The following is a 17,336-nucleotide window of genomic DNA, read 5'->3' as shown; positions in this document are numbered from 1 at the left end:
TGTGTATGTAGGAATTACAAAATGATTATTATAGACCGCGCTTTAGAAGCCCGCGCAGCTTTAGGTAGACCCATCAAAGTGGGGATGATTGGTGCAGGCTTTATGGGTAGAGGTATTGCTAACCAAATTATTAATTCTGTGCCAGGAATGGAGTTAGTTGCTATCTCCAACCGCCAACTTGATGCAGCCAAGCGAGCTTATCTAGAAGCAGGGATTGAAGATATTCAGGTGGTGACAAATATCACCGATATGGAAGATGCGATCGCTCAGGGTAAATATGCAGTTACAGAAGATGCAGAGTTACTGTGTCGTGCTGATGGGATCGAGGCTTTAATTGAAGTTACCGGTGCAGTCGAATTTGGCGCACATATCGTCATGAGTGCGATCGCACATCACAAACACGTGATTATGATGAATGCTGAACTCGATGGCACTATTGGCCCTATCCTCAAGGTCTATGCAGACAAAGCTGGCGTAATTCTCAGCGCTTGCGATGGCGATCAGCCAGGGGTAGAAATGAATCTCTACCGCTTTGTAAAAAGCATTGGTTTAACTCCCCTATTGTGCGGTAACATCAAGGGTCTGCAAGACCCCTATCGCAATCCCACCACTCAAGAAGCCTTCGCTAAACGTTGGGGTCAAAAAGCCCACATGGTAACTAGCTTTGCTGATGGGAGCAAAATTTCCTTTGAGCAAGCGATCGTCGCCAACGCCACTGGGATGAAGGTTGCGAAACGGGGAATGCTGGGTTATGACTTCACTGGTCATGTGGATGAAATGACCAATCTGTATGACGTAGACCAGCTCAAGGAATTGGGCGGTATTGTTGATTATGTTGTTGGTGCTAAACCAGGCCCAGGGGTATTTGTATTTGCAACTCACGACGACCCCAAACAACGCCACTATCTTAACTTGTACAAACTCGGTGAAGGCCCGCTTTACAGCTTCTATACTCCTTATCACCTCTGCCATTTTGAAGTTCCCCTCTCTGTAGCCCGTGCGGTTCTCTTCCAAGATGCTGTGATGGCTCCCTTGGCTGGCCCGGTAGTAGATGTAGTCACCACAGCCAAAATAGATTTGAAAGCCGGAGAAACCTTAGATGGTATCGGCTACTACATGACCTACGGACAATGCGAAAATTCTGCGATCGCACAACAGCAAAACCTCCTACCAATGGGATTAGCTGAAGGATGTCGCCTCAAACGCGATATTCCCAAGGATCAAGTGCTAACTTACGACGATATAGAATTGCCCGCAGATAGACTTTGCGATAAATTAAGAGCCGAACAAAACGCTTATTTCGCTACAGAAAAAGCTCTAGTAGCTGTCGGTTAAATTAAATGCGTGGTCAGGAATTTATTCTTAGCTTTCATTCTTAAATTCCTGACTACGTACCAACATCTTTTTCTACTATTTCTTAGCGTCCTTAGCATCCTATTTGCAAGGTGCTGGTGGAAACCTGTTTAATTTCAACTCCATCTTCTGAGATTACAAATAATTAAGCTTCTTAGAGGTTGTTTTAAAAGTGGTTCGCTGTGAATTTAAGCACTTCTCAAGTGCCACTATTCCCCTTGAAAAAGCGGATTTATCAGCATATAAGGGACTTCCAAGAAATAAATTATTCCATCTTGTGGGGCGGGCATCTTGCCTGCCACATAAACTGGGCGGACAAGATGTCCACCCCATAATAAATACTGGGATATTTTTTTATTTGCAAGTACCTAAAATTATTTGATAAATTACTAAATCATTTTAAAACATTCTCTTAATTACGAATTACGAACTACGAATTACGAATTACTATTACTTGCTGGGAAGTATTCAAGCAAACCTGAAAGAAACTGGAGATTGAACTGATGAAAATTGCTCTAGTCCATGATTACTTAACCCAGCGCGGTGGAGCAGAGCGCGTGTTTGAATTGCTTTGTAAGCGCTACCCTGAAGCTGATATTTACACCTCTGTTTACAATCATCAAAAAACTATAGATTTAAGTGAGCGTGTAGTTAATACAACTTTCTTACAAAAAATTCCCGGTGCAGCTAAATATTTTCGCTTGATGGCTCCCTTCTATTTTTCTGCTTTTCGGGCTTTAAATTTACAAGACTATGACTTAATTATCAGTAGTAGTACGAGCTTTGCAAAAGCCGTCAGAAAAAAACCCCAAGCACTACATATTTGCTTTTGTCATAATGTTACGCGTTTCTTGTGGGATACAGAAACTTATTTAAGGGAATACGGTGATTATCGCTATTTTGCACCGCTACTAGAAAAAATATTCCAAGTTATGAGAAATGTAGATTTGGAATATGCACAGGAACCCGATTTATATATTGCTAATTCCAGTATTGTGGCTCGACGCATTCAGGATATTTATAAAAAGCAAGCTATTGTCATTAATTATCCCATTGATACCAGTAATTTCATTTTCTCAGACCAGAAAGAAGAATATTATTTGGCATCTGCGAGGATGATCAGTTATAAACGTTTAGATATAATAATTGAAGCTTTTAATTGGCTAGGGTGGCGTTTATTAATCTCAGGCGATGGCCCAGAACAAGCACGGTTAAAATCCAAAGCTTTAGATAATATTGAGTTCTTAGGACACGTCAGCGATGCAAAACGTAAAGACTTATTTTCTAAAGCTAAGTCTGTGATAGTTGCGGCTTTAGAAGATTATGGATTGGTTCCAGTGGAGGCTAATGCTAGCGGTACTCCAGTTATTGCTTATGGAGCAGGTGGTGTTTTAGATACTCAAGTTCCCAGAAAAACAGGAGTCTTTTTTAAGAGACAAACACCAGAATCTTTACAAACTGCATTACTAGAAGCTGGCGAAATAACTTGGGATTACCAAAACATTCGGAATCATGCAGTAACAAATTTTTCAGAAACAGCCTTCTTTAGTAAAGTCGAACAAATTATTGACCAGGCTTGGAGAGTGCATCAATCAAGTAATTTGTTAGCTTAAGGATAATAAAAGTGGTTCAAACTAGTCTTAATCCGAGTTTCAATCCCAATCCGAATACACCTCCCGAAAATGAAGCGGGTTACGGACAGATGCTGTCCGTAATGGTACGCAGATTTCCCTGGTTTGTGCTTGTATTTTTCACTTCCGTCACTTTTGCTGGTTTTATCACTACAAAAACCAAGCCTACCTACAAAAGTTCTATGCAGTTGTTGGTAGAACCCAATTATCAAGTTAAACAAGGAACAGCAACACCAGAAAATCAATTTACTGAACCGACTATTGAAATAGACACAGCAACCCAACTCAACATTATGAAGAGTTCTGGGCTGTTGCAAAAGGCTGTTGATAAAGTTCAGCAAGACTATCCAGACTTAACTGTTGATGATGTTAAGAATGCTTTGGTTTTGAATCAAATTAAAACCAAAGAGGATAATGTCTTAACTAAAATTTTTCAGGTTGAATATAGCGATCGCGATGCCGAAAAAACCCAAAAAGTTCTGAGTGCGATTCGCCAGGTGTATTTGGAATATAACAAGCAGCAGCAAGATTCCCGGTTACAAAAAGGGCTGCAAGTTATTAGAGAACAGTTAAAAAAAGCTAGTGATGAAGTTAATGCTTCTGAAACTAATCTGCAAAGATTTCGCAGAACTCAGAATTTAATCGATCCGGAAACCCAAGCAAAAGCGCTAGAAGACGCTTTGAATAAACTTGAAGAAGAACGACGTACTACTCGTTCTCAATATCAAGAAGCTTTGGCGCGTCAACAATCTTTGCAAGCGCAACTTAACCGTACGCCACAAAATGCTTTGGTTTCTTCGCGTTTGAGTCAGTCTACTCGCTATCAAGGTTTACTCAACGAGATTCAAAAAACAGAACTGACCCTATCACAAGAACGCTTGCGGTTTACAGATGAAACTCCTAGTGTGCAAAAGTTGCAAGCACAACTAGAAGGACAGAAGGAATTATTGCAACAAGAGGTGAGCAGAACTTTAGGCGGCTTACCTGCTAGTGCTGTTGCAGATGGCGGAAATCTACTAGAACAAGGACAACTCGGACAAATTGACCTCAACCTTGCAGGTGAGCTAGTAGAAACACAAACAAATATTGTTTCTTTAGCAGCTCGCGATCAAACTTTGGCTCAGAAAGAAAACGACCTACGTTTGCAACTCAAACGCTTTCCGCCTTTGTTGGCTTATTACAATCGCATATTACCGCAACTGCAATTTAGTCGTGAAAGGTTAGAGCAGTTGTTGAGAGCAGAACAGCAAGTGCGTCAGGAACTTTCTAAAGGCGGATTTAATTGGGAAGTGGTTGAAGAACCCCAAAAGGGTACATTAATGGGCCCCAATCTGCAGCAGAACCTGTTGTTGGGTGCGGTGGTTGGCTTAATGTTAGGAGGTATTGCTACCTTTGTACGGGAAGCCTCTGACGATGCTGTTCATACTACTGCTGAGTTAGAGAAGCACGCAGCTCTACCATTGTTGGGTATTACTCCCAAGTTACCCCCTGTTAAACCTAGAGAGTCAGTAATTAAGTTGCCTTTTGGTAAACCAGAAGAGCTTGCACCTTGGACAGTTCAAGTATTACAATCTCCTCCTAGTTGGGAATCGCTAGACCTAATTTATAAAAATATTGAACTGCTCAATACTGTTACCAGTTTGAAATCATTAATGATTACCTCGGCTTTACCCGATGAGGGTAAGTCCGCTTTGGCATTAGGTTTGGCAATGAGCGCGGCGCGGTTACACAAAAAAGTACTATTGATTGATGCTAATTTGCGTGAACCAAGTCTACACAATCAACTCAATCTTCCCAACGATCAAGGGCTTTCCACTCTCCTCACCAGTGAAGGCTCTATACCTAACCAAATGAGTATTCAATACTCAGGCTCATCCTACATTGATATTCTGACAGCTGGGCCTACACCTGCTGATGCAGCTAATCTTTTGAGTTCGCCACGGATGACACAATTGATGGCAACTTTTGAAGAGAACTATGATTTGGTACTGGTAGATGGTTCTCCTGTGCTTGGATTAGTAGATGCGATGTTGACTGCATCATCTTGTCGTAGTGTTGTGATGTTGGCAAGCATTGGTAGAGTAACTCGCAGCCAAATGGCTCAAGCTACAGCGATGTTGAGCAAGTTAAATCTGATTGGAGTCGTAGCAAATGGAGCCTCCAACGCTGACAGCACATACGTACCTTATACAAAGCCACAAAGATTTGCACTGCAACAAGCAATGGAGAAATACAGCTCTTCTCGTTTGAGTGAAACAGGTTCTCGTCGGGAAAGAGGCTAAAGAATCACGCAAAAATTGGTTTTGGGGAAAAGGTTAAAGGTTAAGGGTTAAAGGTTTTCTCTTTCCCTTTTCCCATTCCCCTTTTTCCCCTTAACCGACAAGTATTGGCTAGAGTGGTGTCACTATAGGCATTTTTCATTAGCTGTCGTCTCAGCAGATTGTAGGGCACAACATTGTTGTGCCCTATTGCTTGAGAGAATTTGTAGTGAAAACTATTCTCTGTTTTACAAAAACTTAATAATTCTCTGGAAAAAGTAAATAATTTATCAAGAATGCATAAAGAATTTCTCTGACCAAGATTTATTCCAAAAGAGTCTTCTATCCTAGATATCACAGCCGTTTCAAAATAGCTAAACAGTCTGCTGAGACTGATTTTGACAGATTAATCGCATCATTAAGTTGGTGAGAGTAAAATCTTGTTTTCTCACCTGTCAAATCAGATAAATTGCAGCACAGAATTTTGATCAGCACTTGATATCAGGTCAAGAATCTACTTCTCTACATATCTCATGACCTATGACTATCTCAATAATTCCCTCTCTACAGAATCCCTACAAACTAACTGAGCAACGTCAACCAAATTCAGATTCTCCATACTGTACGCTATTGTGGCGGCGGGGTCAGTTGTTGGTGAAGTCTCCTAAATATATCAAACAGCCATATCTGCCTTCTTTAGATGACAAACAATGGTTAGTCGAGTGTTTAAAACATTCTCCAGTGAAGTTGGTGAGCATTGATGCCAAGCTAAGTGAGGATTTGTTGCGGTTTTGGGCGGAAGCTTGTGCAGCAGCTAATAAGCCAATTTTTCTACGGTTTCCCTCTGGGAATCAACCGCTAAAAAAAGCTCATCCTGTTGTCAGACTATGGAAGCAGCTTTTTGATAGGGTTTTGGCTTTTGTGTTGCTAGTCGTGCTAAGTCCAGTTATGCTGGGACTGGTTTTGTTGATGCAGATTGATTCACCAGGGCCAGTTTTTGCGCGTGAGTGGTTAGTGGGAGAGCGTGGTAAGCTTTTTCTAGCCATTAAGTTACGGACAACGGAAGCGCGCCACGTCACGCCATTGCGGCGTTGGCTGAGTAAATCTGGTTTGCACAACTTTCCGCAGTTGTTGAATGTATTGCAAGGTGACAGAGGTTTAATGCAATCGTATTGTTGGACTTTGGCAGATGTGGTGCAGTTAAGTTCCTCTACACAACGAAATCTCAATGCAGCAGAAACAATCGATTCATGGCAGGTAGAAGCTACGTTGAAGCCGGCTGAATCTTAAAACTCAGATGAAAAGCGCTGCATTATAGATTTTTGGTTTTATGAATCAACAACCCCAAAGTTACTCACAACTTTGGTGGTTAAAAATACAAATTATTTGCTGAATTTAACGAGATGCAATTATGCAAACAGCTATATGTACTGTTTTTGAAAAAGACTACCATTATGGTGTCGGGGCTTTAGCTAATTCCCTATACCATCATGGGTTTCGCGGTGTGATTTGGGCTGCTTACCGAGGGAATTTACCACCTTGGGCAAAGTCTGTGAAAGCTGGTAAGGGCTATCAAGAATTGGCGATCGCAGATGGTTGTGCTATTCGGTTTGTAAAACTAGATACCCGTAAACACTTAGGCTTTTATAAGCCTGATTTTATGAATTTATTATGGGAAAAGTACTGCCCAGATGTAGAAGCACTATTTTACTTTGACCCTGATATCGTCAATAAATGTAGTTGGGATTTTTACGAAAAGTGGGTGAGTCGGGGAATTGCGCTGTGTGGCGATTCCTGGTATCACGTCCCTGCAAATCATCCTCGACGGTTAGCATGGCAAGAATTTGCCGAGAGTAACGGCTTAGTTTGCGATCGCCAATTAGATTATCACTTTAATAGTGGCTTTATTGGTGTGAATAAAAGCTGTAAATCCATTCTTGGACTTTGGCAGAAACTGATAGAACTGGGTGAGATGGCGGGACACTCAGATTTACAAGATTTATATGGCGATCAATCTTTTGGTCATTACCCCTATCTTTATGGCGATCAGACTTACCTGAACTTAGCACTGATGGTATCGAATCTACCTCTAAGTACAGTAGGGCCTGATGGAATGGATTTTATTCCTGGCGGCACTATTATGTCTCATGCCATAGTACCAAGTGTGAAGCCCTGGCGGAAGAAATTGATTATTAGCGCTCTTCAAGGTAGCCGTCCTAGCATTACAGATAAATTGTTTTGGCGGCATAGTCAAACACCAATTCAAATGTATTCTTCTGTCAAACTTCTGCAACAAAAATTTGCCATTCTTTGTGGCTCGGCTATTGGTCGCTTCATCTATCGCCATCCTATTTAAGACCCTGCAATTAACTTAATTGTTTGGTCTGTTGTTTAATTGAAAGCTTTGTCAAAAATTTATGTATTTTAATCTTCCACAGTCAACTCGTAGATTCATCAAAACTAGTAGCTTTTGGCAAAATCATTATTTGATTCTACGAGAGTTCAAAAAATTCCCTCGACTTGCTATATTAGCGATTGTTTTATCGCTTTTTGCTGTTACATTTGAGGGGTTTGGACTGGGTTTTTTATTAGCATTTTTGCAGAGCTTAACTACTCCTGATGCTGAACCCATAAAAACTGGATTTCATTGGTTTGATGTCGTAATTTTAGATATTAATGGTTCCCCAAATGAAAGATTGTACAGAGTATCGATTTTAATTGTAGTTATAACTTGTATCCGCGCTTCGTTTAACTACCTCGCGCAACTTTGCATCCAACTGAGTGAGGTAAATTTAGTAGATAATCTCCGAAAACAGATATTTGAGCAGTTACAGGCACAAGAACTCAAATATTTTGCCAAGAAAAGTTCTGGCGAATTGATTAATAGTCTCACCAATGAAATGGAGAGGATTAGGCAGATTTTTGGCGGTGTGGCTTTTGTAATTACTAGATTATTAACAATTGCTGTCTATGCTCTATCGCTGTTTTTAATTTCTTGGCAGCTTTCTATTATTTCTGTTTTACTGTTTAGTCTCTTAGCTGTGGGGCTAACAACTCTGAATAGAAATGTACGGGAGAAGAGTTTTGGAGTTACTAAAGCTAACGATAAATTTACTGCTAGGGCGCTAGAATTTCTAGAAGGTATCCGAACTATTCATGCATTTTCTACTATCGATTTTGAACGGCGGCGATATTACAAAGCTAGTCAAAATATAGTTACTACTTGGAAATCAGTTTATTGGCTATCTTTATCAGTTAGACCAATTACTGAGAGTGCTGCCACATTAATTCTTGTGATGATGATTATTGTGGCATTGACAACTGGATTAATGAAGGTTGCTTCATTGTTAACATTCTTCTTTATCCTGTTCCGCTTGGTGCCAATGATTCAAGATTTAAATGGCGTAGTTGCTTTTTTAAATACCCAAGCAGGTGCAGTTGAAAATATTAAGCAGTTGTTGACACCAGAAGATAAAGACTATTTTCAAAATGGTAAAATTCAATTCCCTGGATTAAAACAAGGAATTGATATAGTATCTGTAGATTTTGGTTATGAGCCTAATAATTTAGTGCTACATAATATTACCCTGAGCATTGAACAGGGACAGATGATTGCCTTAGTAGGAGAAACTGGTGGTGGTAAAAGTACCCTGGCTGATTTAATTCCTAGATTTCACGATCCAGTACAAGGACAAATTCTCATTGATGGCGTTGACTTGCGAGATTTTGAAATTAACTCGCTACGTCGCAAAATGGCGATAGTCAGCCAGAAAACATTTATCTTTAATACTTCCATTCGCAACAATATTGCTTACGGTACTCCTAATGCTACCGATGAGGAAGTCCGCGAAGCAGCACGTCAAGCCCATGCACTGGAATTTATCGAAAAATTACCTGGAGGCTTCAACACAATTTTAGGTGCGGATGGCATTCAACTCTCTGGTGGACAACAACAACGAATTGCGATCGCGCGTGCTTTAGTACGCAAACCCGAAATTTTGATATTAGATGAAGCCACCAGTGCCTTAGATGCAATTACACAGCAGACTATTCAAGAGTTTTTAGAAAGTTATGCTGTAGGACGCACAGTGATTGTAATTGCTCACCGTCTCTCTACGATTGCTCAAGCTGATAAGGTTGTCGTCTTAGAAAAAGGACGCATCGTTGAACAGGGTAAGTATCAAGAATTACTTGAACTTAAAGGTCAATTGTGGAAATATCACCAGACACATTATCAGATGGGAAATAGCTGATTGGGGGATTGGGGGTTGGGGACTGGGGAACTCGGGGCCCCCTCTGGGGATAAGGGGTAATGGGGACTGGGGAACTCGGGGCCCCCTCTGGGGATAAGGGGTAATGGGGATTGGGGAACTCGGGCCCCCTCTGGGGATAAGGGGTAATGGGGATTGGGGAACTCGGGGCCCCCTCTGGGGATAAGGGGTAATGGGGATTGGGAAAATTCCAAATTCATGCATTCTGCCTTTCCTCTTCCCTTTTACAGACGCGATGAATCGCGTCTCTACAAATTTTCTTTTATAGACGCGATGAATCGTGTCTCTGCATCTCTTATTTAAACTCAACTACTGTATTAAATATTATGTCTAACAATTCTGAAGTAGTACAACCACTGGTTAGCGTAATTATTCCTACTTATAATCGACCACAGTATCTCAAACAAGCGATCGCTAGTGCAGTGAGGCAGACTTACCAAAATTTGGAAATTATTGTTTCTGATAACTGTAGCCCCGAAAATCCTCAAGGGATTGTGGAATCTTTTGGTGATACACGCATCAAATTTGTGCGACATCCAGAAAATATTGGAATGTTTGGTAATCAAATGTATGGCTTTAAGATAGCAAGTGGTAAATATGTTGCTAGCCTCCATGATGATGATTTATGGCACGAAGATTTTTTAGCTAAACTTGTGCCCATCTTAGAAGCACATGCAGAATTAATTATCGCTTTTAGCGATCAATACATCATTGATGCTTTAGGTAATATTAATTATTCTGGTACGGAAGCAAATACACGTGGTTTTAAGCGCGACACACTAGAGCAAGGAATGTATAAAGCTTTTTATAAAATGGGTTTACTTTATAAAAGTATCCCTACTGCCGCAGCTTGTGTATTTCGAGCTAATCTCATGAATTGGGATAATATTCCTGCTGAAGTTGGCGGTTTATGGGATGTATATTTAAGCTACATTTGCGCTACATCGGGTTATGCAGCTTACTATTATCCCGAAAGATTGACTTATTATCGTGCCCATGAGCAAACTGATACAATGCTTAGTGGTCATCGAAATGCTGAGGCAAAAATTCGCAAAGCTAAAAGCGAATTGTTCTGTTATCAAGTTTTCATGGAAGACCCTCGTCTTGAAGAGTTTAAGTCATATTTTCAAAAGCAATGGTTAGAAGCTAATACCACTTTGGGGATAGGTTTACTGCGAAATCAGCAAGTATTAGAAGCGCGTTCTTATTTTTGGCAAGCACTAAGCAAACAGAAGTTTAATCTGCGAACTATCGCAGCATTAACTCTGAGTTTTATTCCCCAACCTCTAGCTACGAAATTCTTCGATTTACTTAAGTTTTACATTGAGTGGGTTAGCTGCAAAAAAAATAAATTTGCTCAAAAAATTAACTCCATGAAAAAAAATATCATAAATATTAATCTACCTCAATCAATCAATTAACTGTCTGGGCATTATCTACTCTCAATATTTAGGGTTGATATCAGCCATGTTTAAAGAATCAAACCGGATTCCAATACTTGTCGCTTAAGGGAAAAAAGGGGAATGATTCAAGGGAAAGAAAAAACCTTTAACCCTTAACCTTTAACCTTTTCCCCAAAACCAATTTTGAGTTCAAAACGCTATCCCTTGTAGTATTGAACCGGATTTAGCTATTTAGGTACGTATATAAATTAATCGCCTCAGGAGGTGGTGTGTGAAAATTTGTATTGTGACTCACAAATTGAAAAAAGGTGATGGTCAAGGTCGAGTCAACTATGAAGTTGCAAAAGAAGTCATTTGTCGTGGTCATCAACTAACATTATTAGCTAGCGAAGTAGCGCCAGAACTTCAAAATCATAGTTTAGTTAATTGGGTAGAAATTCCAGTTCAACAATTCCCAACAGAATTTATTCGTAATTTGGTATTCGCCAAAAAAAGTGCAGATTGGTTAAATAAACATCGGGCTGAATTTGATTTAGTCAAAGTTAATGGTGCGATTACAACAACCTCTGCGGATGTGAACGCTGTACATTTCGTTCACAGTTCTTGGTTGCGATCGCCTGTGCATATTTCTCGCACTCGGCGCGATGCCTATGGTTTGTACCAGTGGCTTTATACTGCCTTAAATGCCCAATGGGAAAAACAGGCTTTCCAACAAGCGAAAGTGGTTGTGGCGGTATCGGAGAAGGTAGCGCAAGAATTAGTCAACATTGGCGTACCGCGATCGCAGATTCAGGTAATTGTTAATGGCGTGGATTTAACAGAGTTTACCCCTGGGATCAGCAGTCGCCAAACTTGGAATTTACCTGAAAATGTCCCACTAGCGCTATTTGCTGGCGATATTCGCACCACTAGAAAGAACTTAGACACAGTTCTCTATGCCTTAGCCAAGGTTCCTGATTTACATCTAGCGGTTGTGGGTGACACTGAAGGTAGCCCCTTTCCCCAACTAGCTGCATCTTTAGGGTTAAGTGAACGAGTACATTTTTTAGGCTATCGGCGTGATATGTCCGCCATTATGCGGGCTGTGGATTTATTTGTATTTCCTTCCCGTTATGAAGCTTGCACCCTCGTATTATTAGAAGCCCTCGCTTCTGGGCTACCAGTCATTACCGCCACCGCCACCGGAGGCGCAGAACTGGTGACACCGGAATGCGGAGTGGTTTTGTCAAATACCGATGACATTGAAGCTTTAGCCGCAGCACTGTCATCATTAATCTGCGATCGCCCTTTGATGCAGCAAATGGGTAAAGCAGCGCGTTCTCTTGCTGAACAACATAGCTGGATGACGATGGCACAAAATTACGTGGATCTATTTGAGGATTTAAAGGAAAATTCTACCTTTTTGGGCATGGGGCATGGGGCATTGGGCATGGGGAAGAGTTTTTTTGCGCCACAGGGGCGGGTGGCTATTTCTAAGCACCCACAAGAGGATCCATTTTCCTGCCGACTTTCCATGAAAAACACTGTTCTTATCCCCACTTATCGCCGTCCTCTAGATTTGTCTCGTTGCCTTTTAGCATTACAGGCGCAAACGAAACCAGTCGATCAAGTAATCGTCGTTGTTCGCGATACAGATCAAGAAACTTGGCAATTTCTCGCTGATTTTCCCACCGATAAACTGCCACTACAAACCGTTACAGTTAGCGTACCTGGGGTAGTAGCAGCCTTAAATGCTGGACTAGCCGTAGTTGAGGGAGACATTGTTTCAATTACAGATGATGATGCAGCCCCCCACACTGATTGGTTAGAGAAAATCAACGCGCATTTTGAAGCAGATAACCGCATTGCTGGCGTTGGTGGGCGTGATTGGATCTATCAACGGAACAAATTGGAAGATGGTTCTCAGCAGGTAGTTGGGAAATTGCAGTGGTTTGGACGGGTGATTGGTAATCATCACCTAGGAGTGGGAGAAGCGCGGGAAGTTGATGTTCTCAAAGGGGTGAACATGAGTTTTCGTCACGCTGCGATCGCGCAATTACATTTTGATGAAAGAATGCGTGGTACAGGCGCACAAGTCCATTTTGAAATGGCCTTTACCTTCGCCTTAAAACGCGCTGGTTGGAAGCTAATTTACGATCCCCAAATAGCAGTCGATCATTATCCTGCACAACGTTTTGATGAAGACCAACGCCATAATTTTAATGAAATTGCCTTTATTAATTTAGTCCATAATGAAACTTTAGTTTTATTAGATCATCTGCCGCCGCTACGTCGTGCAGTGTTTTTATTATGGGCAATATTCATAGGCACAAGGGATAGTTTGGGCTTTGTGCAATGGTTGAGATTCTTACCTATCCAAGGACAATTAGCAGGTAAAAAATTCCTGGCTTCTTTGCGTGGGCGCTGGTTAGGTTGGCAAACACATAAACAATTCAAAATTCAAAATCCAAACTTCAAAAGTAAATTTGTTGTGTTTTGAGTAAATTAACTCTCTTCCTTCTTATTCTTCGCGTCTTCTCTGCGAGACGCTACGCGAATGCGATTCGTTTAAAAAGTATTAATAAATATCATGCAAAGGCGCAAATAATAAATTTCAATTTTTTGTACTCAAATCAAGACCAATCCAAAATCTAAAATCCAAAATCTAAAATTGAATGCCTTCTCAACAGAAACAGATACTTTACAATCCTGTTTTGCAAGAAAACTTCTCGCCTCAAGACCGGGCTGCACAAGCTTGGATGGTAATCTTGGGTTACATATTGCTCATAGTAGTTTGTTATTTTACTGGTGCAGCAACGATGTTGCGATTAGTTTTTCCGGCAACATCTTTATTAGTAGGTTTATTTCTTTATTTCCGCCATCCCATTCTCTATATTGGGTTTACTTGGTGGATTTGGTTTCTCACACCTTTAGTTGCGCGGTTGGTAGATTATCGAGTTGGTTGGGACCCTACTCGTCAGATACTGATTGCACCTTATTTAGTGGTATTTGTCACTATTGGCACTTTTATTAAATATTTGCCTAGCAGTGTACGCCAAGGAGGTTTACCTTTTCTTTTGGCGTTTATTGGGGTATTTTATGGTTTTTTAGTGGGTCTGATTTATAATGCCCCTGTGCCTGTAGCAAGGGGTCTTTTAGATTGGCTCAGTCCGATTATTTTCGCTTTTCATTTATTTATGAACTGGCGAGATTATCCGACTTACCGAGAGCAAATGCAGCGTGTATTTCTCTGGTGTGTGTTAATTACTGGTGCTTATGGTGTCTATCAATTTGTGGTAGCGCCAGAATGGGATAGATATTGGTTAATCGAATCCAAAATGTTTACCAGTTCCGGAGATCCAGAACCCTTTGGGATGCGTGTCTGGAGTACTTTGCACTCAGTTGGGCCTTTTGGTTCTGTAATGCAAGCTGGTCTATTATTGTTATTTACCAGAACTGGATTTTTAATTTTTCCTGCTTCGGCTGTGGGTTATTTGTCCTTCTTGTTAGCACAAGCACGTACTAATTGGGGCGGTTGGTTGTTAGGCGTAATTATGATTTTGGGTTCAGTCAAAGCTAGAATTCAAATGCGCTTAATTACGATTATTGTGGTCATGGCAATATGTGTTGTTCCCTTAACCACAATTGAGCCAATTTCAGAGGTAGTGGCTACTCGGTTAGAAACTTTTTCTAATTTAGAGAATGACACCAGTTTTAAAGATAGATCGGGCAGCTACGATCGCAATTTGAGTATTGCGCTTTCTAATGTATTAGGTAACGGTTTAGGTAATATCTGGAAAGTCAATGAAAAAACCGGACAAATCGAAGTTTTTGTGATTGACAGTGGCGTTTTAGATATGTTTTTTACCTTAGGGTGGGCTGGTGCTATCTTTTATTTAGGTGGCTTAATTTTGACAATTATCAATGTTAGTAAGTACAAAGAAGGACGTTTTGATAGTTTTGTCAGTGCTGCCCGCGCAATTGGAATTAGTGGTTGTTTTCAGTTAGTCATTGGTAGTGGGATGTTGAGTGTTGCTGGCATGATTTTATGGGGATTTCTCGCTATGTCTATGGCAGCACATAAATATTATCAGCACCAAAGCAATTTGCAATATCCAATTATCAAGTATCCCGGCTCTATTCCACAAATAGGTAATTCTAATTAACTATTTTCTTCCTCGATTCTAAGGTGGCTAGATGAGAAATCAAAAGATTATCTAATTACTCAGATAATCTTTATTATTTAATAATATTCTCATCAATCATACATCCATCCTATTTCAAGTAAATAAGATATGCATGTAGGGTCAAGGCAGTGCCCATACGTGTCAACTTAAGCTAAAAGCTATATAGGGCGGGCGTTGTACAAATACCTCGCGCCCTCATCCCCTAACCCCTTCTCCCCCAGGAGAAGGAGAACTAAATCTCTTGCTCCCTTCTCCCTGCGGGAGAGGGGCTGGGGGTGAGGGCAGAAACCTTGCAACCAAGCAGGTTTCACGTTAAGTTGACACCAATGGGCAGTGCCTTGCCCTTACCATCATCTGTGCATCACCACCTTACAATCTGCTGTAGCATTGAAATTATGTTAGCTTTATAAAATACCTGGATAACTAAACTATAAATATACAGAATACATTGCATTTAAAAAATATTTGATTATTCTATTGCTGCTTTATTAGAGTGTGTTTATACTTGTAATAGCTGGATAAATAAAGCATATTCCAAATTTATAATAGTTCATGAATTTGCGATAATTTCTATAGTTCAGTAGTATTTAGCTATAGATTTAATTTCCTAAATAATTGAGAAAATCTATCGATTATCTTGGCTAGCCAGTGATAGTAATTAAAAAATTATCGGGAAGCTAAAATCTATTTATCTATAGGATTATGCATTGGTTTTTGAATACATAGATGGTGCCGATATTGCTTTGCAATAAACTTAATGGCAATAGCAATTTTATTCTAAGTTTTCACTTTATGGCGGCTATATTAACGCCAAAATTACAACCTTAAAACCTTCAGATTGTAAGTTACAGAATCTGATGAAGGAAAGCTTCCCACGACTCCAGCTTTCCTACAAATACCAAGAGTGTGGCAAAAATTCATCGGATTGCCATAGCTCCCATATCAAGTAAAAACTAGTATGAATGGATAGACATTATGAAAGTGATTGCTATTATGCCACTGGCCGAACAAAGAGGCGGCGGGGAAATGATGTTTTGGGATTTGATGCAACAAGGACGGCAAGCTGGGATTGAATGGATAGCGGTATTTTTAGAAGATGGCCCAATGGTGGAACAGGTGAGGGCATTGGGTATTGATACCAGAGTAATTGCAAGCGGCCGTTTGCGAGAAGTTCACCGGATGATCAGTGCGGTATTTCGTATCGCTATGTTGGCGAAACAAGAACGTGTAGATGCGATCGCCAATTGGATGTGGATTACTCATCTATATGGAGGATTAGCTGCGATCGCAGCTGGTGTACCTGCTATATGGTATCAGCTAGAAGTACCTAACGCTAAGTCTTGGTTGTTGCAATTGGCGACATTATTACCAGCGCAGGCAATTATCACTCTCTCGAAAGAGGGTAAGGAAGCACAGGCGAAGATTTGGCCTTATCGACCAACACACTTAGTATATCCGGGTGTGGCTTTAGACAGATTTGAGCCGGCTGTTCTCCCTTCTCCACAAGAAGCGCGGTCAAAATTGGGTTTACCGTTACACGGGCCTTTGATTGGGATTGTGGGACGTTTGCAACGATGGAAGGGAATGCATACTCTAGTAGATGCCATGCCACAAATATTGCAGAGATATCCTGATGCTAATTGTGTCATTGTTGGTGGTAAGCATGATTTAGAGGCTGATTATGAGGACTTGTTAACAGCACAAATAGCAGATTTGGGTTTAAGCGATCGCGTTTTGATGGTGGGACTACAACGCAATGTTCCTGAGTGGATGCAGGCAATGGATATTTTTATCCACGCTTCTGATAATGAGCCTTTTGGGATTGTGATTATTGAGGCTATGGCCCTCGGGAAACCGGTAGTGGCTGGCAATGCTGGCGGCCCCACAGAAATTATTACAGATGGGCTGAATGGGCTATTGACACCCTATGGTGATGCAGATGCATTAGCGATCGCAATTCTTCGCTATCTTGACGATCCAGAATTTAGCGATCATGTCGGAGTTGCAGCACGACAACGGGCCCTGGATTTTTCTACGCAACGTTACGCCCAAAATTTTATTAATACAGTTCGTTATGCTGTTTCTCATGTGTCTAAAACCATCACAACTGTGAAGACAACTCCTTCAACTTTGAATTAAAAACTGAGGGCTGATACTCATTAGTATTAACTCCGCAGAAATCATATTTTGGTGGCATTTTATAGCTTTGTTTCTTATCCTCTAAATATTTGTTGTTTGATACATAGAACCACAA

10 protein-coding genes and 1 pseudogene are annotated in these 17,336 nt (G+C 40.7%); all 11 read left to right on the top strand.

Annotated features, from left to right (window positions below; genetic code table 11):
* Window positions 1–21: 21 nt before the first annotated feature.
* The 11 genes and pseudogenes from HG267_RS20275 (at window position 22) to HG267_RS20225 (ending at window position 17,221) form a co-directional block, all read left to right on the top strand.
* A complete protein-coding gene (locus HG267_RS20275; protein WP_045873408.1) occupies window positions 22–1,335 on the top strand; it encodes an NAD(P)H-dependent oxidoreductase in 1,314 nt (437 codons plus the stop codon).
* A gap of 521 nt (window positions 1,336–1,856) precedes the next feature.
* Window positions 1,857–2,966 (top strand): glycosyltransferase, encoded by a 1,110-nt coding sequence (locus HG267_RS20270; RefSeq protein ID WP_045873409.1) that lies wholly within the window; start codon window positions 1,857–1,859, stop codon window positions 2,964–2,966.
* An 11-nt stretch (window positions 2,967–2,977) separates the two neighbouring features.
* A complete protein-coding gene (locus HG267_RS20265) occupies window positions 2,978–5,266 on the top strand; it encodes a GumC family protein (protein ID WP_045873410.1) in 2,289 nt (762 codons plus the stop codon).
* A gap of 516 nt (window positions 5,267–5,782) precedes the next feature.
* On the top strand, window positions 5,783–6,532 hold the full coding sequence (hepC, locus tag HG267_RS20260; protein ID WP_045873411.1) for a heterocyst development glycosyltransferase HepC: 750 nt from the start codon (window positions 5,783–5,785) through the stop codon (window positions 6,530–6,532).
* Window positions 6,533–6,653: 121 nt separating this feature from the next.
* Window positions 6,654–7,598: a hypothetical protein gene (locus HG267_RS20255; protein WP_045873412.1), complete on the top strand. Its 945-nt coding sequence runs from the start codon at window positions 6,654–6,656 to the stop codon at window positions 7,596–7,598.
* Window positions 7,599–7,659: 61 nt separating this feature from the next.
* Window positions 7,660–9,495: a heterocyst formation ABC transporter subunit HepA gene (gene hepA / locus HG267_RS20250; protein ID WP_045873413.1), complete on the top strand. Its 1,836-nt coding sequence runs from the start codon at window positions 7,660–7,662 to the stop codon at window positions 9,493–9,495.
* 344 nt (window positions 9,496–9,839) lie between these two features.
* On the top strand, window positions 9,840–10,934 hold the full coding sequence (locus tag HG267_RS20245) for a glycosyltransferase family 2 protein (protein WP_081584116.1): 1,095 nt from the start codon (window positions 9,840–9,842) through the stop codon (window positions 10,932–10,934).
* Window positions 10,935–11,187: 253 nt separating this feature from the next.
* Window positions 11,188–12,306, top strand: a pseudogene (locus HG267_RS20240) (glycosyltransferase family 4 protein); the annotation flags it as partial.
* Window positions 12,307–12,429: 123 nt separating this feature from the next.
* The gene (locus HG267_RS20235) at window positions 12,430–13,395 is read left to right on the top strand and encodes a glycosyltransferase (protein WP_045873458.1); all 966 of its coding nucleotides are present in this window, start codon (window positions 12,430–12,432) and stop codon (window positions 13,393–13,395) included.
* Between the two features lie 175 nt (window positions 13,396–13,570).
* Window positions 13,571–15,061 carry a glucose-6-phosphate isomerase gene (locus HG267_RS20230; RefSeq protein ID WP_045873415.1) on the top strand — a complete coding sequence of 497 codons (1,491 nt, stop codon included), beginning with the start codon at window positions 13,571–13,573 and terminating at the stop codon, window positions 15,059–15,061.
* 996 nt (window positions 15,062–16,057) lie between these two features.
* Complete coding sequence (locus tag HG267_RS20225; protein WP_045873416.1) at window positions 16,058–17,221, top strand: glycosyltransferase family 4 protein; 1,164 nt, start codon at window positions 16,058–16,060, stop codon at window positions 17,219–17,221.
* Window positions 17,222–17,336 lie beyond the last annotated feature (115 nt).

The sequence above is a fragment of the Tolypothrix sp. PCC 7601 genome, assembly GCF_025677855.1.
GTDB classification, from domain to species: Bacteria; Cyanobacteriota; Cyanobacteriia; order Cyanobacteriales; family Nostocaceae; genus Aulosira; species Aulosira diplosiphon.
This window is presented reverse-complemented; position numbering and strand designations above follow the sequence as displayed.

What these genes read in the sequence shown, in the direction of transcription:
- HG267_RS20275 (WP_045873408.1), top strand. Translation starts at nt 22, where the DNA reads ATGATTATTATAGACCGCGCTTTAGAAGCCCGCGCAGCTTTAGGTAGA.
- HG267_RS20270 (WP_045873409.1), top strand. Translation starts at nt 1,857, where the DNA reads ATGAAAATTGCTCTAGTCCATGATTACTTAACCCAGCGCGGTGGAGCA.
- hepC (WP_045873411.1), top strand. Translation starts at nt 5,783, where the DNA reads ATGACTATCTCAATAATTCCCTCTCTACAGAATCCCTACAAACTAACT.
- HG267_RS20255 (WP_045873412.1), top strand. Translation starts at nt 6,654, where the DNA reads ATGCAAACAGCTATATGTACTGTTTTTGAAAAAGACTACCATTATGGT.
- hepA (WP_045873413.1), top strand. Translation starts at nt 7,660, where the DNA reads ATGTATTTTAATCTTCCACAGTCAACTCGTAGATTCATCAAAACTAGT.
- HG267_RS20245 (WP_081584116.1), top strand. Translation starts at nt 9,840, where the DNA reads ATGTCTAACAATTCTGAAGTAGTACAACCACTGGTTAGCGTAATTATT.
- HG267_RS20235 (WP_045873458.1), top strand. Translation starts at nt 12,430, where the DNA reads ATGAAAAACACTGTTCTTATCCCCACTTATCGCCGTCCTCTAGATTTG.
- HG267_RS20230 (WP_045873415.1), top strand. Translation starts at nt 13,571, where the DNA reads ATGCCTTCTCAACAGAAACAGATACTTTACAATCCTGTTTTGCAAGAA.
- HG267_RS20225 (WP_045873416.1), top strand. Translation starts at nt 16,058, where the DNA reads ATGAAAGTGATTGCTATTATGCCACTGGCCGAACAAAGAGGCGGCGGG.